The sequence below is a fragment of the Mycobacterium sp. ELW1 genome (genome assembly GCF_008329905.1).
Taxonomy (GTDB): domain Bacteria; phylum Actinomycetota; class Actinomycetes; order Mycobacteriales; family Mycobacteriaceae; genus Mycobacterium.
Genome location: NZ_CP032155.1, coordinates 5,411,747 through 5,429,386 on the forward strand (window position 1 = coordinate 5,411,747; position 17,640 = coordinate 5,429,386).

General features: G+C 67.5%; 16 protein-coding genes. 10 read left to right on the plus strand and 6 right to left on the minus strand.

Translation table 11 applies throughout. From position 1 onward, the window contains the following. Nucleotides 1–34: 34 nt before the first annotated feature. From fadD3 to D3H54_RS25965, 6 genes are read left to right on the plus strand one after another with little or no spacing between them, the layout of a single operon-like run. Nucleotides 35–1,576 carry a 3-((3aS,4S,7aS)-7a-methyl-1,5-dioxo-octahydro-1H-inden-4-yl)propanoate--CoA ligase FadD3 gene (gene fadD3, locus D3H54_RS25940; RefSeq protein WP_149382441.1) on the plus strand — a complete coding sequence of 514 codons (1,542 nt, stop codon included), beginning with the start codon at nt 35–37 and terminating at the stop codon, nt 1,574–1,576. After that, nucleotides 1,576–2,730 carry an acyl-CoA dehydrogenase family protein gene (locus D3H54_RS25945; RefSeq protein ID WP_149382443.1) on the plus strand — a complete coding sequence of 385 codons (1,155 nt, stop codon included), beginning with the start codon at nt 1,576–1,578 and terminating at the stop codon, nt 2,728–2,730. Before fadD3 ends, D3H54_RS25945 begins: the two co-directional genes overlap by 1 nt. Further along, on the plus strand, nt 2,727–3,692 hold the full coding sequence (locus D3H54_RS25950; RefSeq protein ID WP_149382445.1) for an acyl-CoA dehydrogenase family protein: 966 nt from the start codon (nt 2,727–2,729) through the stop codon (nt 3,690–3,692). Before D3H54_RS25945 ends, D3H54_RS25950 begins: the two co-directional genes overlap by 4 nt. Then, nucleotides 3,689–4,636 carry an acyl-CoA dehydrogenase IpdE2 gene (ipdE2, locus tag D3H54_RS25955; protein ID WP_149382447.1) on the plus strand — a complete coding sequence of 316 codons (948 nt, stop codon included), beginning with the start codon at nt 3,689–3,691 and terminating at the stop codon, nt 4,634–4,636. Before D3H54_RS25950 ends, ipdE2 begins: the two co-directional genes overlap by 4 nt. Nucleotides 4,637–4,646: 10 nt before the next feature. Continuing rightward, entirely contained in the window at nt 4,647–5,531 is an 885-nt protein-coding gene (locus D3H54_RS25960) for a patatin-like phospholipase family protein (protein ID WP_286199001.1), read from the plus strand. Between the two features lie 5 nt (nt 5,532–5,536). Then, nucleotides 5,537–6,703, plus strand: a complete 1,167-nt coding sequence (locus tag D3H54_RS25965; protein WP_149382449.1) for a pyridoxal phosphate-dependent aminotransferase — start codon at nt 5,537–5,539, stop codon at nt 6,701–6,703. A 1-nt stretch (nt 6,704) separates the two neighbouring features. Here D3H54_RS25965 and D3H54_RS25970 read toward each other — a convergent pair whose 3' ends face one another. After that, the gene (locus tag D3H54_RS25970; RefSeq protein WP_115317493.1) at nt 6,705–7,451 is read right to left on the minus strand and encodes a 3-hydroxybutyrate dehydrogenase; all 747 of its coding nucleotides are present in this window, start codon (nt 7,449–7,451) and stop codon (nt 6,705–6,707) included. Continuing rightward, nucleotides 7,448–8,803 carry an MFS transporter gene (locus D3H54_RS25975; RefSeq protein ID WP_149382451.1) on the minus strand — a complete coding sequence of 452 codons (1,356 nt, stop codon included), beginning with the start codon at nt 8,801–8,803 and terminating at the stop codon, nt 7,448–7,450. Before D3H54_RS25975 ends, D3H54_RS25970 begins: the two co-directional genes overlap by 4 nt. A gap of 82 nt (nt 8,804–8,885) precedes the next feature. Here D3H54_RS25975 and D3H54_RS25980 point away from each other — a divergent pair, with 82 nt between their 5' ends. Both D3H54_RS25980 and D3H54_RS25985 read left to right on the plus strand, forming a co-directional pair. After that, on the plus strand, nt 8,886–9,845 hold the full coding sequence (locus D3H54_RS25980) for a LysR family transcriptional regulator (protein ID WP_149382453.1): 960 nt from the start codon (nt 8,886–8,888) through the stop codon (nt 9,843–9,845). A 44-nt stretch (nt 9,846–9,889) separates the two neighbouring features. After that, a complete protein-coding gene (locus tag D3H54_RS25985; RefSeq protein WP_149382455.1) occupies nt 9,890–10,654 on the plus strand; it encodes an alpha/beta fold hydrolase in 765 nt (254 codons plus the stop codon). Here D3H54_RS25985 and hsaB read toward each other — a convergent pair. Genes hsaB through hsaA form a run of 3 tightly spaced genes read right to left on the minus strand, consistent with a single transcriptional unit; the run spans nt 10,651 to nt 13,354 of the window. Next, the gene (gene hsaB, locus D3H54_RS25990) at nt 10,651–11,217 is read right to left on the minus strand and encodes a 3-hydroxy-9,10-secoandrosta-1,3,5(10)-triene-9,17-dione monooxygenase reductase subunit (RefSeq protein WP_149382457.1); all 567 of its coding nucleotides are present in this window, start codon (nt 11,215–11,217) and stop codon (nt 10,651–10,653) included. The genes D3H54_RS25985 and hsaB overlap by 4 nt on opposite strands. A gap of 3 nt (nt 11,218–11,220) precedes the next feature. Further along, nucleotides 11,221–12,120: an iron-dependent extradiol dioxygenase HsaC gene (hsaC, locus tag D3H54_RS25995; protein WP_149382459.1), complete on the minus strand. Its 900-nt coding sequence runs from the start codon at nt 12,118–12,120 to the stop codon at nt 11,221–11,223. A 43-nt stretch (nt 12,121–12,163) separates the two neighbouring features. Then, nucleotides 12,164–13,354 (minus strand): 3-hydroxy-9,10-secoandrosta-1,3,5(10)-triene-9,17-dione monooxygenase oxygenase subunit, encoded by a 1,191-nt coding sequence (gene hsaA, locus D3H54_RS26000; protein ID WP_149382461.1) that lies wholly within the window; start codon nt 13,352–13,354, stop codon nt 12,164–12,166. 144 nt (nt 13,355–13,498) lie between these two features. Here hsaA and D3H54_RS26005 point away from each other — a divergent pair, with 144 nt between their 5' ends. Next, on the plus strand, nt 13,499–14,566 hold the full coding sequence (locus D3H54_RS26005; RefSeq protein WP_149382463.1) for a ferredoxin--NADP reductase: 1,068 nt from the start codon (nt 13,499–13,501) through the stop codon (nt 14,564–14,566). An 88-nt stretch (nt 14,567–14,654) separates the two neighbouring features. Here D3H54_RS26005 and D3H54_RS26010 read toward each other — a convergent pair whose 3' ends face one another. Then, the gene (locus tag D3H54_RS26010; RefSeq protein WP_149382464.1) at nt 14,655–16,760 is read right to left on the minus strand and encodes an acyl-CoA dehydrogenase family protein; all 2,106 of its coding nucleotides are present in this window, start codon (nt 16,758–16,760) and stop codon (nt 14,655–14,657) included. A gap of 274 nt (nt 16,761–17,034) precedes the next feature. On the opposite strand from D3H54_RS26010, the gene kstR reads away from it, so the two are divergent. Further along, a complete protein-coding gene (kstR, locus tag D3H54_RS26015; RefSeq protein ID WP_164520240.1) occupies nt 17,035–17,634 on the plus strand; it encodes a cholesterol catabolism transcriptional regulator KstR in 600 nt (199 codons plus the stop codon). Nucleotides 17,635–17,640: the final 6 nt, after the last annotated feature.

The window sequence follows — 17,640 nt, forward strand, 5'->3', positions numbered from 1 at the left end:
CGATGCACCGGGTATCAGGCCTTGAGGAGTCTCGATGACGAGCGCCCCGCGCACCACACCCGCGGTGCTGGACCGGATGGCACTCGATTTCGCCAACCACGATGCACTGATCACCGACGACCGCTCGTTCACCTTCGCCGAATTGCGTGAGGAGGTTCGCCGGGCGGCCGCCGCGATCATCGGGCTGGGCGTGCAGCCCGGCGACAAGATCGCGATCTGGTCGCCGAACACCTGGCACTGGGTGATCGCCTGCCTGGCCACCCAGTACGCCGGTGCGGTGATGGTGCCGCTGAACACGCGTTATACCGCCGACGAGGCCTCCGACATTCTGGCCAGGACGCACGCGCCGCTGCTGTTCGGCATGGGCCGGTTCCTGGGCGCCGACCGGGTCGGCGATCTCGACCGGGCCGCACTGCCCGATCTCCGGCATATCGTGCGCATCCCGATCGACGAGGCCGACGGTTCGTGGGACGAGTTCCTGGCCGGCCCGCAGGCACCGCTGTCCGAGGTCGACGCGCGCGCCGCCGCGGTGCGCCCCGATGATCCGTCCGACGTGCTGTTCACCTCGGGCACCACCGGCCGCAGCAAAGGTGTGCTCTGCGCGCACCGGCAATCGCTCGCAGCCCCGGCGGCATGGGCGGAGTGCGGCCAGCTCACCAGCGCCGACCGCTACCTGTGCATCAACCCGTTCTTCCACAACTTCGGCTACAAGGCCGGCATCCTGGCCTGCCTGCAGACCGGGGCCACCCTGATCCCTCAGCTCACGTTCGACCCCGAGCAGGCCATGCGGGTGATCGCCGACAAACGCATCACCGTGGTGCCCGGGCCGCCGACGATCTTCCAGACACTGCTGGATCACCCGAATCGCACGCAGTACGACCTGAGCTCGCTGCGGTTCGCGGTGACCGGCGCGGCGACCGTGCCGGTCGTGCTCATCGAGCGCATGCAGGCCGAGCTCGACTTCGACATCGTGCTCACCGCATACGGGCTGACCGAGGCCAACGGTTTCGGCACCATGTGCCGTGCCGATGACGACGCCGTCACAGTCGCGACCACGTGCGGACGGCCGATCGCGGATTTCGAACTGCGTATCGACTCGCCGGATTCCGAGACCGGAGCCGGTGAGGTGCTGCTGCGCGGACCCAACGTGATGCTCGGCTACCTCGACGACCCGGCGGCGACGGCGGCCGCGATCGACAGTGATGGCTGGCTGCACACGGGCGATGTCGGCACCGTCGATGCGGCAGGGAATCTGCGCATCACCGACCGACTCAAGGACATGTACATCTGCGGCGGTTTCAACGTCTACCCCGCCGAGATCGAGCAGGTTCTGGCCCGGCTCGAGGGAGTCGCCGATGCCGCCGTGATCGGCGTGCCCGACGAACGTCTCGGTGAGGTCGGGCGGGCGTTCATCGTGCGCAGGCCCGACAGCGATCTCGACGAGCAGACCGTGATCGACTACACCCGTAAGCACCTGGCCAATTTCAAGACCCCGCGCTCGGTGGTCTTCGTGGCGGAACTGCCACGAAACCCCGGCGGAAAAGTGGTTAAACCCACACTGCGAGAGATGGTTTGATGGATCTGCGCTACGACGACGCGACCGAAGAGTTCCGCACCGAAGTGCGGGACTTCCTGGCGGCCAATAAAGACTCGTTCCCGACGAAGTCCTACGACACGGCCGAGGGGTTCGAACAGCACCGCCGCTGGGATCGAATCCTGTTCGACGCCGGTCTGTCGGTGATCACCTGGCCGGAAAAGTACGGCGGGCGTGACGCATCGCTGTTGCAGTGGGTGGTCTACGAGGAGGAGTACTTCCGGGCCGGAGCGCCGGGACGCGCCAGCGCCAACGGCACCTCCATGTTGGCACCGACGCTCTTCGCACACGGCACCGAGGAGCAGCTGGACCGCGTCCTGCCGAAAATGGCCAGCGGCGAAGAGATCTGGGCGCAGGCCTGGTCGGAGCCCGAGTCGGGCAGCGACCTTGCCTCGCTACGATCCACGGCCACCCAGACCGACGGTGGCTGGTTGCTCAACGGCCAGAAGATCTGGAGCAGCCGGGCGGTGTTCGGCGACCGCGCATTCGGATTGTTCCGTTCTGACCCGAGCGCCGAGCGCCACCGCGGTCTGACGTACTTCATGTTCGACCTCAAGGCTGAGGGTGTGACGGTGCGCCCGATCGCGCAGCTGGGCGGTGATACCGGCTTCGGAGAAGTGTTCTTGGACAACGTATTCGTGCCCGACGCCGATGTCATCGGCGGGGTGCACGACGGCTGGCGCGCCGCGATGAGCACCACGAGCAACGAGCGTGGCATGTCCCTGCGCAGCCCCGCGCGGTTCCTCGCGCCGGCCGAACGGCTGGTGTCGCAGTGGCACGATCGCGGTGCCGATCCGGCGTTCGCCGACCGGGTTGCCGACGCCTGGATCAAGGCGCAGGCCTACCGCCTGCACACGTTCGGTACCGTCACCCGGATCGCCGGCGGCGGCGAACTGGGTGCCGAGTCGTCGGTGACCAAGGTGTTCTGGTCGGACCTGGACGTCGCGCTGCACCAGACGGCGTTGGAGCTCCGCGGCGCCGACGCCGAGCTGACGGACTCCTGGACCGAGGGCCTGCTGTTCGCGTTGGGCGGTCCGATTTACGCCGGGACCAACGAGATTCAGCGCAACATCATCGCCGAGCGCCTGCTCGGGCTGCCCCGGGAAAGCTCAGCGAACGCAGGAGCGAAGAAATGAAATTCGCACTCGACGAACAGCAGCGGGACTTCGCCGCCAGTATCGACGCCGCACTGGGCGCCGCCGATGTCCCCGGCGCGGTCCGGGCGTGGGCACAGGGCGACACCGCACCCGCACGCAAGGTGTGGTCGGCGCTGACCGACCTCGGTGTGACCGCCCTGGCCGTTGCCGAGAAGTACGACGGCATCGAAGCGCATCCCGTCGACCTGGTGGTCGCTCTGGAGCGGCTCGGCCGCTGGAACGTCCCCGGGCCGGTCACGGAATCCATTGCGGTGGCCCCGGTTCTGCTGGCCGGCCACGATGATTGGGGCGACCGGTCGGCCGCGCTCGCGGCCGGCGAACTGATCGCCACGGTGGCCTTGCCGCCGTCGGTGCCCCGCGCGGTCAACGCCGATTTCGCCGGACTGACCCTGCTGGCGCAGGACGGCCGGGTCGGTGACGCCACCGTCGGCGACGGGCACGAGTCCGTCGACCCCAGCCGCACCCTCTTCGACGTCACCGCCGCGGACACCCGCGACGCCGACGTGGCACTGGCATTTGAGTACGGCGCGCTGGCGACCGCCGCGCAACTGGTCGGCGCCGCGCAGGCGATGCTGGACATGTCGGTCGAATACGCCAAGCAGCGCAGCCAGTTCGGCCGGATCATCGGCAGCTACCAGGCGATCAAGCACAAGCTCGCCGATGTCCACATCGCAGTGGAGTTGGCCCGGCCCCTGATCTACGGCGCGGCCTTGTCGCTGGCCGACGGATCCCCCGACACCGCACGCGATGTCAGCGCCGCCAAGGCGGCCGCCTCGGACGCCGCGCTGCTGGCGGCGCGGTCCTCGCTGCAGACTCACGGCGCCATCGGCTTCACGTCTGAGCACGACCTGTCGCTGTGGCTGCTGCGGGTGCAGGCGCTGCACTCGGCGTGGGGGGATCCGACCAGCCATCGTCGTCGAGTGCTGGAGGCGCTGACATGACATCCACCGAAGAACGGCAGATGCTGCGCGAGACCGTCGCGGCGCTGATCGACAAGCACGCATCGCCCGCCGCGGTCCGCGAAGCCATGGAGTCCGATCGCGGCTACGACGCATCGTTGTGGTCGAAGCTGTGCGAACAGGTCGGCGTCGCCGCACTGGTGGTGCCCGAGGAACTCGGCGGTGCCGGCGGGGAATTGGCCGATGCCGCAGCGGTTCTCGAGGAACTCGGCCGCGGCCTGGTCCCGACACCGCTGCTGGGAACGACGCTGGCCGAGCTGGCCCTGCTCGCCGCAGGCGAACCCGACACCGACACACTCGAGCAACTCGCCGCGGGAGAGTCCATCGGCGCGGTGGTGTTCGATCCCGGCTACGTGGTCAACGGTGACATCGCCGATGTGGTGGTCGGTGTCGATGGTGACTCGCTCGTTCGCTGGAACGACGTCAGCGCCGAGACGGTCCAGACCATGGACCCGACCCGCCGGCTGGCGCGCCTGTCCGCGGGATCCACCGATGTCATCGGCACCGATCCCGGCCTGGCCGACACTGCGGCCATCCTGCTGGCAGCCGAGCAGATCGGCGCGGCCACCCGCTGCCTGGAACTCACTGTCGACTACACCAAGGAACGCGTGCAGTTCGGCCGACCGATCGGCAGCTTCCAGGCGCTCAAACACCGGATGGCCGACCTGTACGTCGCGGTCCAGTCGGCCCGTGCCGTCGTCGACGATGCCATCGCCGCACCGTCACCGACATCGGCAGCGCTGGCCCGGCTGGCCGCCACGGAGGCGTTCACCAAGGTCGCGGGCGAAGCGATCCAGCTGCACGGCGGAATCGCGATCACCTGGGAACACGACATCCAGCTGTACTTCAAGCGCGCACACGGCAGCGCCCAGCTGCTCGGTTCGGTGTCGGACCAACTGCGCCAGCTCGAATCACAGGTGTTCTAGCCTGACTTCGGTGAAGCTCACCGCGGTCAACCTGCCCCATCCGATCGGCTACGTCCTCGGCGGGGGCGGCAGCCTGGGTGCGGTCCAGGTCGGCATGCTGCAGGCACTGAGCGAGCGAGACCTGGGTCCCGACCTGGTAGCCGGCACCTCCGTCGGATCGATCAACGGGGCGGTGCTGGCGTCCGACCCGGTCGGGGCCGCCAACCGGTTGTCCCACGCGTGGGCGCGGATGACCCGGGAGGAAGTGTTTCCCGGCGGCCTGATCGCCCAGGCGTTGCTGTTGCAACGGGTCAAGACCCACCTGTTCCCCAACACCGGGCTGGCAGCCGTCATCGCCGACTTTCTCGGCCCTACCACGGATTTCGCCGATCTCGTCCTGCCGTTCGCGGCCGTCGCCGTCGATGTCGCGACCGCGCAGCCCCATGTGCTTCGGCAGGGCCCGCTGCTGCCCGCGCTGCTGGCCAGCTCCGCCATACCCGGCATCTATCCGCCCGTCGACCACGACGGGCTGCGGCTGTACGACGGCGGCGTGGTGGCCAACGTCCCGATGCGCCAGGCCGTCGCGATGGGCGCGCGCTCGCTCGTGGTGCTGGACTGCTTCTTCCCCGGTCAGCTCCCGCGCTCCACCGACACCATCGCCGACATCCTGCTGTACACCGCACTGGTGACCATGCATTCGCAGTCGGTATCCGAGGCGACGCTGGTGGCCGAGAACATCCCGGTGGTGTACCTGCCCGGACCCGCGCCGCGGCTGGTCTCGCCGCTGGACTTCACCCACACGGCCGAGCTGATCGAGGACGCGTACCTCGCGGCGCGACAGTTCCTCGACGAACTCCACGTCGACGGACCCGGGCTGTACCGTCAGCGCCCGCCGGAGAAAGGTGCTCTAGCGTGAGTCCGGTGAACGATCGCGTGGCGTTGCGGGCCGGTATTCCGCCGTTCTACGTCATGGACGTGTGGCTGGCCGCCGCGGAGCGGCAGCGCACCCACGGTGATCTGGTGAACCTGTCGGCGGGCCAACCCAGCGTCGGCGCTCCCAAGCCGGTGCGAGCTGCCGCGGCAGCCGCTCTGGAGGCCGATCAGCTGGGCTACACCGTTGCCCTGGGCATCCCGGAGCTACGGCAGGCGATCGCCGGGTCCTATGCCGACCGCTACGGCCTGGACGTCATCGCCGACGACGTGGTGGTGACCACCGGATCCTCCGGCGGCTTCCTACTGGCATTCCTGGCGTGTTTCGACGCCGGCGACCGGGTCGCCATCGCCAGCCCGGGATATCCCTGCTACCGCAACATTCTGTCCGCGCTGGGCTGTGAGGTGGTGGAGATCCCGTGTGGGCCCCAGACGCGCTTCCAGCCGACGGTGCAGATGTTGGCCGAGCTGGATCCGCCGGTGCAGGGTGTGATCGTGGCCAGCCCGGCCAACCCCACCGGGACAGTGATCGCGCCCGAGGAGCTCGCGGCGATCGCCACCTGGTGCGACCAGACCGGGGCCCGGCTGATCAGCGATGAGGTGTACCACGGGCTGATCTACCCCGGCGCTCCGGAGACGTCATGTGCGTGGCAGACCTCGCGCAATGCAGTTGTGGCGAACAGCTTTTCGAAGTACTTCGCGATGACGGGCTGGCGGCTGGGCTGGCTGCTGGTGCCGCAGGCGCTGCGTCGCGCGGTGGATTGCCTCACCGGGAACTTCACGATCTGCCCGCCGGTGCTCCCGCAGTATGCGGCGGTGGCCGCGTTCACGCCGGAGGCCATCACCGAAGCGGAAGGCCATCTGCACCACTACGGCGCCAACCGGGAGAAGCTGCTGACGGGCCTGCGCGACATCGGCCTGAACCGGCTGGCGCCCACCGACGGGGCGTTCTACGTGTACGCCGACGTCTCGGACTACACCTCGGACTCGTTGCGGTTCTGCGAAAAGCTCTTGGCTGATACCGGATTGGCGATCGCGCCGGGCGTCGATTTCGACACTGTCCGTGGCGGGTCCTACGTACGGTTGTCGTTCGCCGGGCCGTCAAGTGACATCGACGAGGCACTGCGCCGGTTGGGACCGTGGCTGAGCAGCCAGTAGCTCAACGGGCGCTCCAACCGCCGTCCATCGTGTAGGACGCGCCGGTCACCATCGCCGCGGCAGGCGATGCCAGCCAGCCGACCAGGTCTGCAACCTCGTCGGGTTCCACCAGCCGCTTGATCGCACTCTCGCTGAGCAGGATCGTCTCGAGCACTTCCTGCTCGTCGATGCCGTGGGTGCGGGCCTGGTCGGCAATCTGCTTGGTGACCAACGGCGTTCGCACATAGCCCGGGTTGACGCAGTTGCTGGTCACGCCGTGCGGGCCGCCCTCCAGTGCGGTCACCTTGGACAAGCCCTCCAGCGCGTGTTTGGCCGTCACGTAGGCGACCTTGAACTCCGAGGCGCGCAGCCCGTGGATGGAGGAGATGTTGATGATCCGGCCGAACCCGCGCTCGTACATCACCGGCAACACGGCACGCACGAGCAGGAACGGCGCCTCCACCATCAGCGCGAGCAGCGTCCTGAACTTCTCCGGCGGATAGTCCACGATCGCATCGATGACCTGCATTCCGGCGTTGTTGACCAGGATGTCGAAGTCCAGGTGCAGCTCTTCCAACGCGGTGACGTCGAGAAGGTCTACCTCCCAGGCTTTTCCGCCGATCTCACCGGCCAGCGCAGCGGCCCCGGCACCGTCGATGTCGGCGACGGTGACTTTCGCCCCGCGGGCGGCCAGCTCGCGGGCGCAGGCCGCACCGATGCCACTGGCTGCCCCGGTGACCAGAGCAGAACGCCCGTCGAGCGCCGTCATGTCAGCGCCGTCGCGGACGCCGGCCTGCCATCGCGCTGGGCGTCGGCGTTGTCGATATCGGCCAGGTCGATACCCTTGGTCTCTCGGGTGAACGCCAGCGCGACAAGGGTTATCACCGCGGCGCCGGCCAGATAGATCGCGATCGGCACCGCCGACTTGTAGGTCTCCAACAGCTTCACCGCGATGATCGGCGCCAGCGACCCCGCGAAGATGGCGGTGACCTGATACCCCAGGGAGACACCGGAATACCGCATCCGGGTCGGGAACATCTCGGCCATCAGCGCCGGTTGCGGCGCGTACATCAGCGCGTGGATGACCAGACCGAGAATGATCGAACTCATGATCAGCAGGTAGTGGCCGCTGTTCATCATCGGGAAGGCGAAGAAGCCCCACGCGCCGGCGCCGAGCGCACCGAGCAGATACACCGGTCGGCGTCCGAAGCGGTCCGACAGCCGGCCGGCGTACGGGATCACCACGAAATGCACGGCGTGCGCGGCCAATAGCCACCACAGGATGTCGCTGGTGTCGGCGTGCACCTGCACCTTGAGGTAGGTGATCGAGAAGGTGACCACCAGGTAGTACATGATGTTCTCCGCGACGCGGAGCCCCATGGCGGTGAAAACCCCACGCGGATAACGCTTGAGAACCTCGACGACGCCGTAGGAGCTTGCCTTGATCTGCTCGGCCTCCTGCTGGGCCGCCACGAAGATCGGGGCGTCGGTGACCTTGGTCCGGATGTAGTAGCCGATCAGCACCACCACCGCCGACAGCCAGAACCCGACCCGCCAGCCCCAGGACAGGAACGCGGTTTCGGACAGCGTGGTGGTCAACGTCAGCAGCACCACCGTGGCGAGGATATTGCCCACCGGGACACCGGCTTGCGGCCAGCTGGCCCAGAATCCGCGCTCCCGGCTGGGACTGTGTTCGGCAACCAACAGCACCGCGCCGCCCCACTCACCGCCCACGGCGAATCCCTGAAGGAAGCGCAGCACCACCAGAAGCGCCGGTGCCCAGTAACCGATCTGCCCGAAGGTCGGCAGGCATCCCATCAGAAATGTCGACGCACCGACGAGCACCAGGCTGAACTGCAGGAGTTTCTTGCGCCCGTACTTGTCACCGAAGTGACCGAACACGATTCCACCGAGCGGTCGCGCGGCGAAGCCGACGGCATAGGTGATGAAGGCCGCAAGGATCGCGTCGAGGTCGCTGGTTCCCTTGGCGAAAAAGATCTTGTTGAAGACCAGGGTGGCCGCGGTGCCGTAGAGGAAGAACTCGTACCACTCGACGACGGTGCCCGCCATCGAGGCGGCGACCACCTTGCGAAGGCCGCTCGTCACAGTGGTCACGCTCATCTGTCCCTCCTCGGTCACCCCATGCCCATATGTGACGGCAGCCACACGTTGATGAGTATTCGCGCACGCCATATGCCGCGCAATGCCGAAATACGCAGGATCCGTCTGCAATTATGCAGATATGTCCGGTTCCTCCGCGCCGAGGCCGAGCGCCGACGATCTGCTGGTGTTGCTGGCTGTCGGGCGCTCCGGTCGGTTCGTGACGGCCGCCGAAGAACTGGGCCTCAACCACACCACGATCTCGCGGCGGATAGCCGCCCTGGAACAGACCCTGGGCGGACGGGTACTGGGGCGCGGCGCCGGTGGGTGGGAGTTGACCGACCTGGGCCGTGACGCCCTGGTTGCCGCCGAGAGCATCGAGTCGGCGGTACGCGCACTGGCCACGGGCGCCGACGGACACCGCTCTCTGGAAGGGGTGGTTCGGCTCTCGGCGACCGACGGGTTCAGTGCCTACATCGCTGCCCCGGCCGCCGCCCAGATGCAACGCCGGCACCCCCGCGTCACCGTCGAGATCGTCACCGCGACACGGCGCGCGTCACAACAGCGATCCGGCCTCGACATCGAGGTGGTGGTCGGCGAGCCGCGGGTACGCCGCGCCGTCGCCACGCGACTCGGCGACTACCGGCTCGGGCTTTATGGATCACACGGCTATCTGTCCCAGCACGGCTCCCCCGCCACCGTCGCCGAACTGGCGCGCCACCGGCTGGTGTACTTCATCGATTCCATGCTGCAGGTCGACGATCTGGATCTGGCGTCGAGTTTCGTTCCGGCGATGCAGGAATCGGTGACGTCGACCAACGTCTTCGTCCACGTCGAGGCGACCCGGGCGGCCGCCGGCCTGGGACTGCTGCCCTGCTTCATGGCCGACCGCCATGACGACCTGGTTCGGGTGTTGCCCGATGAGGTGGCCGTCGACCTGAGCTACTGGCTGGTGGCGCGGGAGGAGACCCTGCGCCGGCCGGAGGTTGGGGCGCTGGTCGAGGCGATCACGGTTCGCGTGCGCGAGATGGCCGGCGCGCTGGCCGGAACCGGCGCGCGCTGAGTGAAAGTGTTGCGTGACAACACCGGAGCTGGTGGGCTCATCGCATGCCCTTCATCGACCACGACCGCGGCCGCGCCTACTACCGGCACTGGGCCGCCGACCAGCCGCACGCGGCGGTCATCTTCCTGCACGGTTTCGGCGAGCACACCGGCGTCTATCACCGCCTGGGCTTCGCCCTCAACGCCGCCGGCATCGACTTGTGGGCCGTCGACCAGTTCGGCCACGGGCTCTCACCGGGCGAACGCGGCGATTTCGGGTCGATCGAGGACAGCTCGGCGCTGGCCGATTCGCTGACCGAACTGGCCCGTCAGCAGACGCCCGGAATCCCGCTGATCGCACAAGGGCATTCATTCGGCTCGGTGGTCACGCTGTTCCGGCTTCTGAAAGATCCGAAACAGTATGCGGCAGCAGTTATTTCAGGTTCTCCCCTGGTGCCGGTCCCCGAACTGCTCGGCGGTGACGCGGTCGAACTCGACCCGGGCTGGCTGTCGGGCGACCCGTTCTACCTGGACTCGCTGGAGAACGACCCGTTGGCATTCGTCGACGCCGACGGCGGCACCCTGGCGCGTGAACTTGACCGGGCCTGGGACCATTTCGGCGCGGAGCTGCCGAAGCTGGCTGTCCCGACGCTGGCCATCCACGGCGAACTCGATCCGATCGCTCCGGTGAGCGCGCTGCGCGCCTACGCCGAGCAGATCGAGCCCTTGAGGCTGCACGAGTTCCCGGGTGCACATCACGACATCCTGAACGAGACGGTGCACCGCGAGGTGGCCGCGGCGATCGTCGGCTTCATCGACGAACAGCGCTAGAGCCAGGTGTCGGTCGTCGTGGTGGTGAGGAACGCGTCGAGGTCGTCGCGCCACTGGGCCGGGCTGTTCTTGTCCGGCTCGATACCGGTGTACTCGCCGCGATAGAACAGCAGCGGGCGCGGCTTCTTCTTCGGCACTTCGGACAGCGAGTGCACGGCACCGAACACCACGAAGTGGTCGCCGCCGTCGTGCACCGAATGCACGGTGCAGTCGATGTGGGCGAGCGTGCCTTCGATCACCGGTGAGCCGAGCTTGCTTGGGCTCCAGTCGATCCCGCCGAACTTGTCCGGTTCCCTGGACCCGAACCGGGCGGACACGTCCTTCTGGTTCTCATGCAGGATGTTGACGCAGAACTTTCCGCTGGCCTCGATGGCCGCCCAGGACCGGGACAGTTTGGTCGGGCAGAACAGCACCAGCGGCGGCTCGAGCGACAGCGCCGCGAACGACTGGCAGGCGAAGCCGACCGGCGTGTCCTCGTGCACTGTGGTGATGATCGTGATGCCGGTACAGAACTGCCCGAGCACATGCCGGAATGTGCGAGGGTCGATCTCCGGGGATGCCATCGGCTACTTGAACCCGACGGAGAAGTCGTGGCCCCACAGGCTGACGGCTGTGCTCTCCCGGGCGATCCAGTCGTGATCGTCGACTTCGAGCCCCTCACAACCGAATTCGACGTCGAAGCCACCGGGGGTCTTCATGTAGAAGGAGAGCATCTTGTCGTTGGTGTGCCTGCCGAGTGTGGCCGACATCTTCACCTTGCGGCGCAACGCACGGTCCAGGCACAGGCCGACGTCATCGGAGTTCTCCACCTCGACCATCAGGTGCACGATGCCGGTCGGGTTGGGCATCGGCATGAACGCCAGCGCGTGGTGGCGCGGGTTGCAGCCGTAGAACCGCAACCAGATCGGGTCCCCGTCAGCGGGGCGGCCCGCGATCTCCGGCGGCAGGCTCATCGAATCCCGCAGCTTGAAGCCGAGCACATCCTGATAGAACGCCTGCGCGGCGACGTCGTCGTCACAGGTCAGCACCACATGGCCGAGACCCTGTTCGGCGGTCACGAACTTGTGGCCGTACGGGCTGACGAAGCGACGACCGAGGTACTGCGCACCGTGGAACGCCTCGAGGGTGTTGCCCGCGGGATCGGAGAATCGGATCAGCCCCTCGACACGTCGCTCGGACTTCTCCTCGCGGGTGCCTTCGACGAAATCGACGCCCGCCTTGGCCAGGGTCTCGCGCAGACTCTGCAGTGCGGGCGCATCGGCGACCTCCCAACCGGAGACCAGCAGCCGGTCCCGGTCGCCGGGCACGATCACCAGCCGGGCGGCGAACTCGTCCATGCGGAGGTAGAGCGCGTCGGGGATGGCCCCGTCACCTTCCACCATGCCGAGCACTTTGGTTCCGAAGTCCCGCCAGGCCGCCACGTCGGTGGCCTCGATCCGCATATAGCCGAGGGCTTTCAGCGTCATACCCCACCTCCGAGATGGTCGATCGTCAGGTTGTGTGAACCGGTTACACCATTGTGTCGCCGAGCGGCAGCCCGAATGCCTGGTTGCCGAACATCACGTAGGCGCGCTCTGCGTCGTTGGCGGCGTGCACCCGCCCGGCGTGGGCGTCACGCCAGAACCGTTGCAGCGCAGTGTCAGTGCCCAACGCGGTGGCGCCGGCACTCTCGAACAGCCGGTCGACCGATGCGATCGCACGCTGGGTGGCGCGCACCTGGTCACGACGAGCCTTGGCCCGCAACTCAAGCGGGATGTCCTGACCGTCGAGCAGCAGCTTGTACTCGGCGGCGAGGTTGCCCGACAGCTGGGTCCACGCTGCGTCGATATCACTGGACGCCTCGGCGATGCGGACCTTGGCGAACGGGTCGTCCTTGGCCTTCTCGCCGGCGTAGGCCGCGCGCACCCGCTTGCCCTGGTGCTCGACGTGCGCGTCGTAGGCGCCATAGGCCATTCCCACGATCGGGGTGGAAATGGTCGTGGGATGCATGGTGCCCCACGGCATTTTGTACACCGGTGCGGTATTGGTCTGCAGTCCCGGCGACGACAGATCGCCCATCGCCTTGAACGAGGTGAACCGGTGGCGCGGAACGAAGACGTCCTTCATCACCAGGGTGTTGCTACCGGTTCCCTTGAGGCCCACCACATGCCAGTCGTCCTCGATGCGGTAGTCGCTGATCGGGACCAGGAAGCTGCCGAAGTCGACCGGCCTGCCGTCCTTGATCACGGGACCACCGACGAACGTCCAGGTGGCGTGATCGCACCCCGACGACCAGTGCCAGGCGCCGTTGACGATGTACCCGTCGCCGGCCTCTGTCACCACGCCGGCACCCATAGGGGCGTACGACGACGAGATCCGGACCGTGGGATCGGCACTCCAGACGTCTTCCTGGGCCTGCTGATCGAAGTGCGCCAGATGCCAGTTGTGTACGCCGAGGATTCCGGCCACCCAGCCGGTGGACCCGCAGGCGCTGGCCAGCCGTCGCACCGCCTCGTAGAACATCGTCGGGTCGCTCTGCAGACCGCCCCACTGCTCGGGCTGCAGCAGCTTGAAGAATCCGACCTCGTCCAGCTCGGCAATCGTGGCCTCGGGAATCCGACGCAGGTCCTCGGTCTCCTGTGCACGATCGCGAAGCTTGGGCAACAGTTCATCGATGCCGGTGAGAACTGCGTTCGCGTCACGCTGTTGAATGGACGTCACTGCATGCCTCCCAGAGTGTGGTTCTGGACCCAAGACTAGAACACGTTACGATTTGTGTCGAGCAGGGCGAGCCTGCGGCTGGTAGCGATATGGAAAGCGATTTCTGTAACCTGTTCTAGTTAGGCGGAGGGAAGGCTGAACACCGTGACGCAGGTTCCACCCAACGAGCCGCTGGGCAGCCACGTGCTCGAGTTGGAAGTGACCGATGTGGTCGACGAAACCGACGACTCGCGATCGCTGGTGTTCGGCGTGCCCGCCGGTGCCGACATCCCGGCAGATCGGCTGCGCTACGCGCCCGGCCAGTTCCTGACCCTGCGCATCCCCAGCGACCGGACGGGTTCGGTGGCGCGCTGCTACTCGCTGTGCAGCTCGCCGTTCACCGACGACGCCCTGACCGTCACCGTCAAGCGCACCGCCGACGGCTACGCGTCGAACTGGCTGTGCGACCACGCGCACCGGGGCATGAAGATCCACGTGCTCGCGCCATCGGGAACCTTCGTGCCCAAAACCCTGGACACCGATTTCCTGCTGATCGCGGCGGGCAGCGGGATCACCCCGATGCTGGCCATCTGCAAGTCGGCACTCTCGGAGGGCAGCGGCAAGGTGACGCTGATCTACGCCAACCGAGACGAGCGTTCCGTCATCTTCGCCGGCACCCTGCGTGACCTGGCCGCCAAGTACCCCGACCGGCTGACGGTCGTGCACTGGCTGGAGTCGGTGCAGGGACTGCCCAGCACCGCGGCGTTGAGCAACGTGATGGCGCCCTACACCGACCGCCAGGCGTTCATCTGCGGGCCGGGGCCGTTCATGCAGGCCGCCGAACAAGCGCTGGACTCGTTGCAGGTGCCGGCCAAGCAGGTGCACATCGAGGTGTTCCGCTCACTGGACACCGATCCCTTCGCCGCGGTGACGATCACTGACGACGGCGACGAACCGCCGGCGGAAGCCGTCGTCGAACTCGACGGGCAGACCCACACCGTGTCGTGGCCGCGCAGCGCCAAACTGCTCGACGTCCTTCTCGACAAGGGACTCGACGTACCGTTCTCCTGCCGTGAGGGGCACTGCGGGGCGTGCGCGGTGGTCAAGCGCAGCGGTGGCGTGGAGATGGACATCAACGACGTCCTGGAGCCCAGCGACATCGACGAGGGTCTCATCCTGGCCTGCCAGGCGCGGCCGACCTCCGATTCCGTCGAAGTCACTTACGACGAATAGCGCGGCCCGCTCGTCACGCGCGAGTGTGCGTCCTCATCCGCCGAGGGCGGCGTGTTGCGGATGAAACCGCACACTCGCGAGATGTGCGCTAGCGGGGCAGGCCCAGCAGCCGTTCCCCGGCCATGGTGAGCAGGATCTGCTCGGTGCCCCCGGCGATCGTCAGGCACCGGGTGTTGAGGAAGTCGTGCACGAATCCGTCGACGGTGAGGCCGCCCGAATCGGACAGCTCCTGGCGGAACTCGGCCAGCGCCTGACGGTGCCGAACCCCAATCAGCTTGCGTGCGCTGGCTTCTGCGCTGGTGTCCTGTCCGCCGACCGCCAGCTGCGCGATGCGCTGATCGAGCAGCGAGCCCGCCTGTGCCGACAGGATCAGCTTGGCCGTCTGGTCCTGCAGCGCGGTGTCCAGTTCACGCGCGGCGACCGAGCGCAGCATCTCCTCCACCGGATTGCCCAGCGCGGTGCCCTGCGCCATCGCGACCCGCTCGTTGGCCAGCGTGGTGCGGGCCAGCCGCCAGCCGTCGTTGACGGTGCCGACCACCATGTCGTCGGGCACGAAAACGTCGTCGAAGAAGACCTCGTTGAAGAGCTCGTCGCCGGTGATCTCCCGCAGCGGCCGCACCACGATGCCGGGCGAGCGCATGTCGATCAGGAAGTACGTGATGCCCTTGTGCTTCGGCGCGTCGGGGTCGGTGCGGGCCAGGCAGACACCCCAGTGCGCCTTCTGCGCCGCAGAGGTCCACACCTTCTGGCCGGTGAGCTTCCAACCACCCTCGGCGCGAACAGCTTTGGTGCGCAGGGCAGCCAGGTCCGACCCGGCGCCGGGCTCACTGAACAGCTGGCACCAGATGATCTCGCCGCGCAGAGTGGCCGGCACGAACCGCTCGATCTGCTCGGGCGTGCCGCCCTCCAGAATCGTCGGCACCGCCCACCAGCCGATCACCAGATCAGGGCGCTGCACATCGGCCTTGGCCATTTCGGAGTCGATGAGCAGCTGCTCGGCCGGCGACGCCTCCCGGCCGTACGGCTTGGGCCAGTGCGGGGCGAGCAGACCGGTGTCGGCCAGCGCGGGCTGACGCTGGTCCGCCGGGAGCTTGGCCACCTCGGCCACCGCAGCGGCGATCTCGGGCTGCAGGTGCGCGACGGAGTCCAGGTCGATGTGCAACTCGCGGCGCACCCCGTCCAGCGTCAGCGCGGCGACCCGGCGCAGCCACGCCGGCCGGCCACCGAGGATCTGGCCGATGCTGTAGGCGCGACGCAGGTAGAGGTGGGCGTCATGCTCCCAGGTGATGCCGATGCCGCCGAGCACCTGGATGCAGTCCTTGGCGTTGGCTGTAGCGGCTTCGATACCGATGGCGGCGGCGATGGCGGCGGCGATGGACAGCTGCTGGGCATCCTCGCCGGCAGCTGCGACGGCGGCGTCGGCCGCCGCGACCGCAGCCTGCTGGGAGCGCAACAGCATCTCGGCGCACATGTGCTTGATCGCTTGGAAGCTGCCGATCGGCTTGCCGAACTGCTCACGCACCTTGGCGTAGTCCACGGCGGTGTCCAGCGTCCAGCGGGCGATGCCCGCGGTCTCGGCCGCCAGCACGGTGGCGGCCAGGTCCTCGAACCGGCGCCGCGTGACAGCCAGCGTGGTGGCGGGCACCGAGTTCAGGGTCACCCGGCCCAGGGGCCGGGAGAAGTCGGTGGCCGCCAGCAGCTCCACCGAGACCCCGTCGGCGCTCGCGTCGACGACGACGACCTCGTCACCCACCGGGAGCAGCAGCACGCCCGAGGTGTCGGCGCCGAGCACATAGTCGGCGGTGCCGGACACCTGATCACCGTCTTTGCGCAGGTCGGCAGCCAGGGCCAGGCCCGCGGAGGTCTCACCGGAAGCGAGCGCGTCGAGCAGCTCGGGATCGGAGATCACCAGCGTGGCGACCGCGGTCGTCGCAACCGGTCCGGGGATCAGCGCCCGCGCCGCCTCCTCGACCATGGCGCACAAATCCTGGATGGAACCGCCGGCGCCGCCGGCGTCTTCGGCCACCGCGACTCCGAACAGCCCCAGCTCGGCGAGCGCTCGGTACACCGGGCGCCACGCGTCGGGTGTGCCATGGTCGACGTCGCGAACAGCGGCAAGTGCACCGGAGGAGGCCGCCCAGCTGCGGACCAACTCGCGGGCGGCAAACTGTTCGTCGGTGATGGTCGCAGACACCCGCGGCTCCTAAAGGTCACAAAGAACGGGCGCTGAAAAACTTCTCGGCCCACTAGAACGTGTTCTAATAGTGCCAGCGATCAACAGTCAAGTCGACCGGCATCGCAGCAGGACACGCGGCTGTCCTGGGGGAGACAGAAGTGCGCGACGCAGTGTAGCGATGCGTATCGTTTCTCCCAGAACAGCCTTGGAAGGAGCTAGCCGACCCATGTCATCGCCAGCGCAGAAATCGACGGCCGGCGGTGCGGGTTCGCAGCCACGTGAGGTGATACCGGTGTCTGTACTCGCCGAATCAGAGCTCGGATCCGAGGCTCAGCGCGAACGCCGCAAGCGCATCCTCGACGCAACGATGGCGATCGCCTCCAAGGGCGGATACGAGGCCGTGCAGATGCGCGCGGTGGCCGACCGCGCCGACGTGGCGGTCGGCACGCTGTACCGCTACTTCCCGTCGAAGGTGCACCTGCTGGTGTCGGCGCTGGCCCGCGAGTTCGAGCGCATCGACGCCAAGACCGACCGGACCGCGGTGGCCGGCGGCTCACCGTTCCAGCGGCTCAACTTCATGGTGAGCAAGCTGAACCGGGCCATGCAGCGCAACCCGCTTCTCACGGAGGCGATGACGCGGGCATACGTGTTCGCCGACGCCTCCGCCGCAGGTGAAGTTGATCACGTCGAGAAGATCATCGACAGCATGTTCGCGCGCGCCATGAGCGACGGCGAACCGACCGAAGACCAGTACCACATCGCCCGCGTGATCTCCGATGTGTGGCTGTCGAACCTGTTGGCCTGGCTGACCCGGCGAGCATCGGCCACCGACGTCAGCAAACGTCTCGATCTCGCGGTGCGGCTGCTGATCGGCGACGACGGCGAGTCCTAGGACCCC